The following is a 458-nucleotide window of genomic DNA, read 5'->3' on the forward strand; positions in this document are numbered from 1 at the left end:
ACGCCGTGTTCTCGCTGGTCAAGAACACGCCGAAGGTCACCGGCTTCCTGGGTGACTCCAAGCCGGTGCCGATCACCGAGGCGGAAGCGCAGCGCATCCTGAACCAGGTCCAGGAAGGCGTCGAGCGGCCCAAGCCCTCGGTCACGTTCGAGATCGGCGAAGCGATCCGCGTTTCGGATGGTCCCTTCGCGTCGTTCAACGGTTTCGTCCAGGAAGTGGACGAGGAGCGGGCGCGGCTCAAGGTGGAAGTTTCGATCTTCGGGCGCGCCGTGCCTGTCGATCTGGAATTCGGGCAGGTCGAAAAGGGCTGATCCGAAATCCCTGAAGCCGGTTTGGCGATCAGGGGAGGCGGCGCGGAAGCGCGGCCTGAGAACGGTGGGAGACGAATGCGGCTTTAGCCGGCCGCATGGATCGCACCACCAGACTGCAACCGCCGGCATGACCGGCATAGACAAAGG

Annotated in this window: 1 protein-coding gene; it reads left to right on the forward strand. The window is 64.0% G+C overall.

Annotated features, from left to right (window positions below):
- The coding region (locus tag EN932_RS37660; RefSeq protein ID WP_164890922.1) for a transcription termination/antitermination NusG family protein at nucleotides 1–311 on the forward strand (311 nt) is incomplete at its 5' end.
- Between the last annotated feature and the right edge of the window lie 147 nt (nucleotides 312–458).

Source organism: Mesorhizobium sp. M7A.F.Ca.US.002.01.1.1, from assembly GCF_004022955.1.
In the GTDB taxonomy this organism is placed as follows: Bacteria; Pseudomonadota; Alphaproteobacteria; order Rhizobiales; family Rhizobiaceae; genus Mesorhizobium; species Mesorhizobium ciceri.